This is a genomic window from Actinomadura rubrisoli, from assembly GCF_004349215.1.
Lineage (GTDB): Bacteria > Actinomycetota > Actinomycetes > Streptosporangiales > Streptosporangiaceae > Spirillospora > Spirillospora rubrisoli.
The window spans coordinates 18883-28291 of sequence record NZ_SMKU01000088.1 but is presented as its reverse complement, the minus strand read 5'-3'; the positions used below and the strand labels follow the sequence as shown (position 1 = coordinate 28291).

At 69.7% G+C, this 9409-nt stretch carries 11 protein-coding genes; all 11 read right to left on the bottom strand.

Translation table 11 applies throughout. The features are described from left to right. Nucleotides 1-1538: M28 family peptidase (locus E1298_RS18520; RefSeq protein ID WP_131894870.1), on the bottom strand; the 1538-nt coding region annotated here is incomplete at its 3' end. 144 nt (nt 1539-1682) lie between these two features. Beyond that, the gene (locus tag E1298_RS18515) at nt 1683-2144 is read right to left on the bottom strand and encodes a DUF2550 domain-containing protein (RefSeq protein ID WP_131894868.1); all 462 of its coding nucleotides are present in this window, start codon (nt 2142-2144) and stop codon (nt 1683-1685) included. A 20-nt stretch (nt 2145-2164) separates the two neighbouring features. Further along, nucleotides 2165-2551 (bottom strand): F0F1 ATP synthase subunit epsilon, encoded by a 387-nt coding sequence (locus E1298_RS18510; RefSeq protein WP_131894866.1) that lies wholly within the window; start codon nt 2549-2551, stop codon nt 2165-2167. Nucleotides 2552-2621: 70 nt separating this feature from the next. Then, nucleotides 2622-4052, bottom strand: coding sequence for a F0F1 ATP synthase subunit beta (gene atpD / locus E1298_RS18505; RefSeq protein ID WP_131894864.1), 1431 nt, complete (start codon nt 4050-4052; stop codon nt 2622-2624). Between the two features lie 7 nt (nt 4053-4059). Further along, nucleotides 4060-4956: a F0F1 ATP synthase subunit gamma gene (locus E1298_RS18500; RefSeq protein WP_131894862.1), complete on the bottom strand. Its 897-nt coding sequence runs from the start codon at nt 4954-4956 to the stop codon at nt 4060-4062. Between the two features lie 5 nt (nt 4957-4961). Beyond that, nucleotides 4962-6599: a F0F1 ATP synthase subunit alpha gene (gene atpA, locus E1298_RS18495; RefSeq protein WP_131894860.1), complete on the bottom strand. Its 1638-nt coding sequence runs from the start codon at nt 6597-6599 to the stop codon at nt 4962-4964. Between the two features lie 39 nt (nt 6600-6638). Then, nucleotides 6639-7463 carry a F0F1 ATP synthase subunit delta gene (locus E1298_RS18490; RefSeq protein WP_131894858.1) on the bottom strand — a complete coding sequence of 275 codons (825 nt, stop codon included), beginning with the start codon at nt 7461-7463 and terminating at the stop codon, nt 6639-6641. Beyond that, nucleotides 7460-8017: a F0F1 ATP synthase subunit B gene (locus E1298_RS18485; protein ID WP_131894856.1), complete on the bottom strand. Its 558-nt coding sequence runs from the start codon at nt 8015-8017 to the stop codon at nt 7460-7462. The genes E1298_RS18490 and E1298_RS18485 overlap by 4 nt, the downstream gene beginning before the upstream one ends. Nucleotides 8018-8049: 32 nt before the next feature. After that, nucleotides 8050-8283 carry an ATP synthase F0 subunit C gene (gene atpE / locus E1298_RS18480; protein ID WP_131894854.1) on the bottom strand — a complete coding sequence of 78 codons (234 nt, stop codon included), beginning with the start codon at nt 8281-8283 and terminating at the stop codon, nt 8050-8052. Nucleotides 8284-8367: 84 nt separating this feature from the next. Continuing rightward, the gene (atpB, locus tag E1298_RS18475; protein ID WP_131894852.1) at nt 8368-9162 is read right to left on the bottom strand and encodes a F0F1 ATP synthase subunit A; all 795 of its coding nucleotides are present in this window, start codon (nt 9160-9162) and stop codon (nt 8368-8370) included. 58 nt (nt 9163-9220) lie between these two features. Beyond that, nucleotides 9221-9358 carry a hypothetical protein gene (locus E1298_RS50400; RefSeq protein WP_243725653.1) on the bottom strand — a complete coding sequence of 46 codons (138 nt, stop codon included), beginning with the start codon at nt 9356-9358 and terminating at the stop codon, nt 9221-9223. Nucleotides 9359-9409 lie beyond the last annotated feature (51 nt).

Below are 9409 nucleotides of genomic sequence, written 5' to 3'. Positions count from 1 at the left end.
TCATCCCGGCCGGCGGCATCGACACCGGCGCCGAGGCGCTGAAGACGGCCGAGGAGGCCAAGACCTTCGGCGGCAAGGCCGGCCAGGCGCTGTGTCACGAAGGCGATGGCGTCGGCGTTGGTGTTGAGGAGCTTGAGGTCGACGTTCTTCAGCCGGTCGCACTTGGCGTGGTAGCACGGGTCGTACGCCTTGCCGGCCTTGCCGCCGAAGGTCTTGGCCTCCTCGGCCGTCTTCAGCGCCTCGGCGCCGGTGTCGATGCCGCCGGCCGGGATGCCCTTCTCGATGAACGGGCCGTAGTCGGAGCGGCCGTTGAACTCGCTCTCGGTCGTCGGGAGGTGGCGGCTCGCGAAGTAGTCCCGGAAGATCTTCTCGATCGCGCCCGAGCCGGCGGGCGGCCTGGTGCCGGTGCGGCGGGAGTGGTCGCCGTCGTACACGCCCCGGGTGCCGTTCACCGAACCGAGCATGTCGAAGTTGAGGTTCAGCGCGATCTTGCCGCGGTCGGCGTCGCTCAGCCCGCGCACGTAGTGGCCGGAGCCGCGCAGGCCCTCCTCCTCGGCGCCCCACCAGGCGAACCGCACCCGGTTGCGCAGCCCCTTCGCGCCCAGCGCGCCGATCTTCTCGGCGATGGTGAGGAGGGTGGACACGCCCGTCGCGTTGTCGTTGATCCCCGGGCCCTTGCGGACGCTGTCGAGGTGGGCGCCGAGCAGCACCACGTTGTCGGCCCGGCCCTGCGCCGTGTCGGCGACGACGTTCGTCGCGGGCTTCCTGCCCTGGGCGACGTCGGTCTTCACCCGTACCTTGAGGCCGCCCTTCTTCGCCTCCTTGGCCATCTCCGCGCCCAGCCGGTTCGTGATGCCGAGCACCGGGACGGCCTGCGGCCTCTCCAGGGTCCCGTCGATCGGCCCCTTCTCGCCGGGCCTGTTGTAGATCAGCACGGCGGCGGCGCCGGCGGCCCTGGCCTTGGACGCCTTGCTCTGGAACGTGCACGCCCCGCGCTGGAGGAGGGCGATGCCGCCCTTGGGGAAGCCCTTGAAGTCGGCGGCCTCGCAGCCGCTCGTCCCCACGCCGGACGCGGGGACGTCCACGGCGGTCACGCGCCCGGTCACGTCCCCCGACCCGGAGTACGTCAGCGTCAGGAAGTCGTGTTCCCGCTTGTAGGCGGCCTGGTGCGGCGCGGTCCGGGCGAGCGCCGCCGCGGACTTCTCCCGCCAGTAGGGGAACGTGAACCTCTGGACGACCGGCTTGTACCCGGCTCGCCTGAGCCGTCCCACGACGTACTGCACCGAGACGTCGAACCCCGGCCGTCCCACCGCGCGGTTGCCGCCGTTGTAGTCGGCGATCTCCTGGAACGCGGCCAGATGCCGCCGGATGGCCTTGAGCGTGACCAGCCGGGCGAGATCCGGCCCGGCCGGCGCGCCGTCCGGCAAAGGCGCGGCGCCCGCGGGGGGCACGGCACCGGCGGACGGGCCGGACATCAGGGCGGCCGACAGCGCCACGGCGACGGACGAACCGGTGGCGGCCACGAGCAGCTGGCGCACGTGCACTCCTGCGAACGGGATGAGAGCTGACCAGGAGCGATCCTCGTCCCGGGCGCCGCCCGTCTCAACGGATACGAAGGCCCGCAGACCAATTCCATACCGGTGCCTTACCGTGCGCGGCCCACCGGCAGACCAATCCGGGCGTCAGTCGGGCGGGTGCAGGTCCACCGGGAAGCCGGGCGGGGCCGCCTCCAGCCACGCCAGGAAGCCGGTCAGGGCCGACGCGCCCATCGCCAGCTCGACGGTCAGGTCGCCGTCCCTGACCTCGATGATCCCGACGCCCGGCAGCAGGCCCTCCGCCTCGTCCGGGGACGGGCCACGGCGGTTGGACACGACGAGGCCCCGGCGGTGGATCACCTGCCGGGGCCTCCTGCGAAAGCCGAACACGCGGTGCCAGTGCAGCTCGTCGCCCTTGTAGCGGCCGATGCCGAGCCGCCACGCGCCGGGCGCGCCGTCCCGGGGCAGCACCCGCAGGCTGCACTCGACCGTGCCGCCGCCACGCACGAACAGCCAGCGGCGGGCGGTCATCGCCACGAACAGCAGCGCCACGACCAGGACGACGGCGGCGAGCACCCCGCCCGCATCCAGTGCCAGGTGCCCGCCCAAGTCCCCCCGCCGTTCGCTTTCTATGCCTCGATGCCCGCCGCGCGCAGCCGCGCCCGGGCCCGCCTCTCCAGCGTCGCGCCCTCGTCGCCGGCCGCGAGCGCGTCCTCCAGCGCCGCACGGGCGGCGGGGACGTCGATCTCGTCGCTCACCTCGGCCTGCTCGGCCAGGATCGACACCTGGTCGTTCGCGACGGAGAAGAACCCGCTGCCGACCATCGCGGTGACCATCGCGTCGCCGTTCGCGGGCTCGATCTTCACCACGCTGCCGTCGAGGAGGACGCCCAGCACCGGGGCGTGGCCCGGCAGGATGCCGAGCGAGCCCTCGATGGTCTGCGCGACCACCATCTTGGCCTCGCCGGACCAGAGCTCGCGCTCCGGCGAGACCAGCCCGACCTTCAGTGTTGCCACCGTCTCTCCTCCGATCACTGGAGCGGTTCCGGCGGGGCCGCCCCTGCCGGGACGGCCCCGCCGGAGCGGATCACTTCTCCAGCTCCCTGGCCTTCTTCTCCACGTCCTCGATGCCGCCGCACATGAAGAACGCCTGCTCGGGCAGGTGGTCGTACTTGCCCTCGGCGAGCGCCTTGAACGAGGCGATCGTCTCGTCCTTCGGCACCGTCACGCCGGGCTGGCCGGTGAACTGCTCGGCCACGTACATCGGGTGCGACAGGAAGCGCTCGATGCGCCGCGCCCGCTGGACGGTGACCTTGTCCTCTTCCGACAGCTCGTCGATGCCGAGGATCGCGATGATGTCCTGCAGCTCCTTGTACTTCTGCAGGATCCGCACGACCTCCTGGGCGACGGCGTAGTGCTCGTTCCCCAGGATCTGCGGGTCCATGATCCGCGAGGTGGAGTCGAGCGGGTCCACCGCCGGGAAGATGCCCTTCTCCGAGATGCCGCGCGACAGCGTCGTGGTGGCGTCCAGGTGCGCGAAGGTGGTGTGCGGGGCCGGGTCGGTGATGTCGTCGGCGGGCACGTAGATCGCCTGCATCGAGGTGATCGAGTGACCGCGCGTCGAGGTGATCCGCTCCTGCAGCACGCCCATCTCGTCGGCCAGGGTCGGCTGGTAGCCCACCGCGGACGGCATGCGGCCGAGCAGCGTGGAGACCTCCGAGCCGGCCTGGGTGAACCGGAAGATGTTGTCGATGAACAGCAGCACGTCCTGGTTCTGGACGTCGCGGAAGTACTCCGCCATCGTCAGCGCGGACAGCGCGACCCGCAGGCGGGTGCCCGGCGGCTCGTCCATCTGGCCGAACACGAGGGCGGTGTCCTTGAGGACGTCCGCCTCGTCCATCTCCACCCAGAGGTCGTTGCCCTCGCGGGTGCGCTCGCCGACGCCGGCGAACACCGAGGTGCCGCCGAAGTTGCGGGCGACACGGCGGATCATCTCCTGGATGAGGACGGTCTTGCCCACACCCGCGCCGCCGAACAGGCCGATCTTGCCGCCCTTGACGTACGGGCACAGCAGGTCGATGACCTTGATGCCGGTCTCCAGCATCTCCGTCCTGGACTCCAGCTGGTCGAACGCGGGGGCCTTGCGGTGGATCCCCCAGCGCTCGTTCACCTCCAGGGACGCCGTCGGGACGTCCAGCGCCTCGCCGAGGGCGTTCCACACGTGGCCCTTGGTGATGTCGCCGACCGGCACCGCGATGGACTTGCCGCTGTCGCTCACCGGGGCGCCGCGGACCAGGCCGTCGGTCGGCTGCATGGAGATGGTCCGGACCATGTTGTCGCCCAGGTGCTGGGCGACCTCGAAGGTCAGGGTCTTCTCCTCGCCGCCCAGCGTCACCTGCGCGTTGAGGGCGTTGTAGATGTCCGGGATGGCGTCGGCGGGGAACTCCACGTCGACGACCGGGCCGATGACCCGGGCGACGCGCCCGGTCGCGGTCGCCGTCTCTACCTGAGCAGTCATACCCTTCTCACTCCCCGCCAGAATCGGCGAGCGCGTCAGCGCCACCGACGATCTCGCTGATTTCCTGGGTGATCGCGGCCTGCCGCGCCTGGTTCATCTGGCGCGTGTAGACCCCGAGCAGTTCGTTGGCATTGTCGGTGGCCGACTTCATGGCCCGCCGGACGGACGCCTGGAACGACGCCGCCGACTGCAGCAGCATGTGGAAGATGCGGCTCTCGATGTAGTTGGGCAGCAGCAGGTCGAGCGCGGCCTGCGCGGACGGCTCGAACTCGTACGCCGGCGGGACCTTGGAGTCCGCGCTCTCCTCGATCTCCAGCGGCATCAGCCGCCGGACCTGGACGCTCTGCGTCAGCATCGAGACGAACTCGGTGTAGACCACGTGGATCTCGCCGACCCCGCCCTCGGCGTCGGTCTTGAGGAAGTCCTCGGCGAGCCGCCGCCCGATCCGCTCCGCGTCGTTGAACGCGGGCCGGTCGCTGAAGCCGTGCCAGTTCTCGGCGACCTCCCGGCCCCGGAACCGGTACCAGGTGATGCCCTTGTTGCCGATGACGTACGGGACCGGCTCGCGGCCCTGCTCCCGCAGCGCGGCGATCAGCGACTCGGCCTCGCGGATCACGTTGGCGTTGTAGGCGCCGCAGAATCCGCGGTCGCTCGTGACGATCAGCACGGCGCTGCGGTTGTCGGCCGGCTGCTCGTGCAGCAGCGGGTGGTCGATGCCGACGTGATGGCTCACCAGCGCCGTCAGGGCCTGCGTGATCTGGTCGGCGTACGGCTTGGAGGCCGCCACCGCCTGCTGGGCCTTGACGATCCGCGACGTGGCGATCATCTCCTGGGCACGCGTGATCTTGGCGGTCGACTTGACCGTCTTGATCTGCTGCCGGAGTTGGCGTAGCTGTGCGGCCATGGCCGTCAGTCCTTCTTGACGCGGGTGATCGTCTCCTGCTCGCCGGCCTCGTCCTCGATCGCCTCGGCGGGCTCGTCCGCGCCCAGCAGGTCGCCCTCGCTGGTCTGGAAGCCCTTCTTGAACTCCGTGATGACGTTCTTGAGGCTGGTGAGGCCGTCGTCGGAGAGCTGCCCGGTCTCCCGGATGGAGGTGAGCAGGCCGCCCTCCTCGCGCTCGACGTAGTCGAGGAACTCGCGCTCGAAGCGGCGCACGTCCGCCACGGGCACCTCGTCCAGCTCGCCGGAGGTGCCCGCCCACACGGACACGACCTCCTGCTCGACCGGGAACGGGCTGCCCTGCGGCTGCTTGAGCAGCTCGACCAGGCGGGCGCCGCGGTCGAGCTGGGCGCGCGAGGCGGCGTCGAGGTCGGACGCGAACGCCGCGAACGCCTCCAGGTCGCGGAACTGCGACAGCGCGAGGCGCAGCGTGCCGGCGACCTTGCGCATCGCCTTGATCTGCGCCGAGCCGCCGACGCGGGAGACCGAGATGCCGACGTTGATCGCCGGACGGACGCCCTGGTTGAACAGGTCCGTCTCCAGGAAGCACTGCCCGTCGGTGATCGAGATGACGTTCGTCGGGATGTAGGCCGACACGTCGTTGCCCTTGGTCTCGATGATCGGGAAGCCCGTCATCGAGCCGGCGCCGAGGTCGTCCGACAGCTTCGCGCAGCGCTCCAGCAGACGCGAGTGCAGGTAGAAGACGTCACCGGGGTAGGCTTCGCGGCCCGGCGGGCGGCGCAGCAGCAGCGACACCGCGCGGTACGCCTCGGCCTGCTTCGACAGGTCGTCGAAGACGATCAGGACGTGCTTGCCCTGGTACATCCAGTGCTGGCCGATCGCCGACCCGGTGTAGGGGGCGATGTACTTGTAGCCCGCCGGCTCGGATGCGGGGGCCGCCACGATCGTGGTGTACTCCAGCGCGCCGGCCTCCTCCAGGGAGCGGCGGACGTTGGCGATCGTGGAGCCCTTCTGGCCGATGGCGACGTAGATGCAGCGGACCTGCTTCTTCTCGTCGCCGGAGAGCCAGTTCTCCCGCTGGTTGATGATGGTGTCCACGGCGACGGTGGTCTTGCCCGTCTGCCGGTCACCGATGATCAGCTGGCGCTGGCCGCGGCCGATCGGGGTCATCGCGTCGATCGCCTTGATGCCGGTCTGCAGCGGCTCGCCGACCGACTGCCGCTGCACGACGGTCGGGGCCTGCAGCTCCAGCGCGCGGCGCTCGGTGCTCTCCACCGGGCCCTTGCCGTCCAGCGGGTTGCCCAGCGCGTCCACGACGCGGCCGAGGAAGCCGTCGCCGATCGGGACCGAGAGGACCTCTCCGGTCCGGCGGACCTTCTGGCCCTCCTCGATCTTGCTGAAGTCACCCAGGACAACGGCGCCGATCTCACGCACGTCCAGGTTCAGAGCCAGGCCACGGGTACCGTCCTCGAACTCCAGGAGTTCGTTCGCCATCGCGGAGGGCAGCCCCTCGACGTGGGCGATACCGTCGCCGGAATCGACGACGGTGCCGACCTCTTCGCGCGCGGCGGCCTCAGGCTCGTACGACTGGACGAAGCGCTCCAGCGCGTTCCGGATCTCATCCGGACGGATCGTCAGCTCCGCCATGATTCCTCTCTTGCTCCCTTTGGGGTCAGCTCGGCGGCGTCAGCCGGTGCCGAGCCGCCGGCGGACATCGTCCAGCCGTCCGGCGATCGTGCCGTCGATGATCTCGTCCCCGATCTCGATCGACAGGCCGCCGATCGTGGTGGGGTCCAGCTCGATGTTCAGATGTACCTCGTGCCCGTAGGCGGCGGCGAGCACCGCGGCGAGCCTGGTGCGCTGCGCCTCGGTCAGCTCGACCGGCGTGTGCACCAGCGCGACCAGGCGCTGCCTGCGCTGGGCGACGATCCTGCCGTACTCGGCGAGCCCGCCTTCCAGGCTACGTCCTCGCGGGTGCAGCACCAGCTCGGTGATCAGCGCCAGCGCGGACGGCGTGACCTTGCCCTCCAGCAGCGCCTCGACCAGCCCGAGCTTGCGCTCGTCCGGCAGGCCCGGACCGGCGAGGGCGCCGCGCAGCGCGGCCTCGCCCTCGACGACCCGGGAGAACCGGAACAGCTCGTCCTCCAGGTCGTCGATGCGCCCCTCAGCCTCGGCGCGGGCGGACTCGGCGGTGACCGCGAGGATCTCCACCGCGTCCGACAGCTCCGACGGCTTCGACCAGCGCAGCCGGACGACGTCGGCGACCAGCCCGAGAGCGACCGGTGAGACCTTGCCCTCCAGCAGGATCCGGACGAGCTGCGCCTTGTCGGCGCCGTCCCGCGCCGGGTCGGAGACCGCCCGGCGCACGCCGTGCTCGCGCTCGATCAGGTGCAGCACCGCGAACAGGTCGCCACCGAGCGTGGCCAGGTCGGAGTCGCCAGAAGCAGTCGCCTCGAAACGCTCCTTCGCCTCGGCCAGCGACGCCCTGCTCACCGCTCCCGTGATGGTCATGATGTGATCTGCTCCTGCGTGCGGGCGCGCTCCTCAAGCTCCTCAAGGAAGCGGTCGACCACCCGGCTCTGGCGGGCGCTGTCCTCAAGGGACTCGCCCACCACGCGGCCGGCCAGGTCGACCGACATCGCGCCGATCTCGGCCCGCAGCGACTGCAGCGCCTGCTGGCGCTCCGCCTCGATCTGGGCCTTTGCGGCCTCGATGATGCGGCGCGCCTCGGCCTGGGCCTGCTCCTTCATCTCCGCGATGATCTGAGCGCCCTGGTCCTCGGCCTTCTTGCGCAGCTTGGACGCCTCCAGCTGGCCGTCCTTCTGCTGGGCCTTGTACTGCTCCAGCGTCTGCCGGGCCTCTTCCTGCGCCTGCTCGGCCCGCTTCAGACCGCCCTCGATGGCGTCGGTGCGCTCCTCCAGCGTCTTCTGGATACGCGGGGTGAGCATCTTGCCGACGACGAGGACGACGACGAGGAACGAGAAGATGCCGACGACGAGCTCGTACGTGTGCGGGATGAGGGGGTTGCTCTCCTCCGCCGCTAGAACGGAAGCCGCTGTGATCATGTCTTCAGCCCTTCCTCAGGTCCGGCCCGCGATCAGACGCTCTTGAAGAGGAAGGGCGCCACGAGGCCGATCAGGGCCAGCGCCTCGGTGAGGACGAAGCCCAGCAGCATGTTGGTGCGGATGACACCGGTGAGCTCCGGCTGGCGGGCGATGGCGTTCACGCCCTGGCCGAAGATGATGCCGACGCCGATACCGGGGCCGATGGCCGCGAGGCCGTACCCGATGGCGGTGACGTTACCTTCGACGGCGGCGAGGACTCCCGTCATGGTTCTTCCTTTTCTGTCGGCCGGCGGAGTGTCCGCCGGTCTGGCTTGTCGAGCCGGTCTGGCTATCGAGGTGGTCGGTCGGGCCTAGTGGTCCGCGTGCAGGCCGCTCTGGATGTACATGGCGGCCAGCATCGTGAACAGGAACGCCTGGAGGAACTGGATGAACATCTCGAACGCGGTCATCACGCACGTCATGATCACGCCGATGATGCCCACGCCGAACCCGGCGGCCGTGGGCTTCTCGAACAGGAACCAGAAGCCGACGAGGCTGAAGAACGCCAGGATGATGTGGCCGGCGAACATGTTGGCGAACAGTCGCACGGCGTGCGTGAAGGGCGCCAGGATGAAGGTCGAGAGGTACTCGATCGGCACCAGCAGCACGTAGATGGGCTTGGGCAGCCCCTTGGGGATCAGGTTCGAGAAGTACTTCGCCGCGCCCTGGTGCTTGATCCCCAGGTAGATCTTGAGGAAGTAGACGCTGAAGGCCAGGACCGCGGGGAACGCGATGTGCGAGGCGATCGGGAACTGGACGACCGGGATGACCGCGAAGATGTTCCACACCCAGATCAGCAGGAACAGCGACATCAGCAGCGGCATCCACTGCTCGGTGTTCTTGCCGAGGAACGGACGGCCGATCTGGTCGCGCACGAAGACGTAGCCCATCTCGCCGATGTTCTGCATGCCCCGGGGCACCAGCTTCGGCTTGGCGAACGCGCTCCATGCGATGGCGCACGTGACGAGCGCGCCGATGACCGCGAACAGGACGGGCTTGGTGAGCCAGGCCGGGCCGCCCGCGAAGAGGGGCGGGAAGTCGAAGAGCTCGACTCCGGGGGCCACGAACTCCTCTTCGCCGGAGGCGAGGACCGTCAGCGCGTTCACGCGGCGTTCCCTTCATGAATGTGGTGGATCACGCAGGCTTCCTCGGCGGCGGGGCCGCTCAGAGGGAATGGCGACCGAACTTCACGTAGACCAGGTAGATGGCGAGCACGACACCGATGATCAGGCCGATCGGGGTGAACCAGACCAGGCCCGTCCACTTGGACAGCAGCCAGCCCAGGCCACCCCAGATGAACATCCCTGAGAGGAGATACGCGGGCATGGACCAAGCGGCGTCGGCGAATTCCCC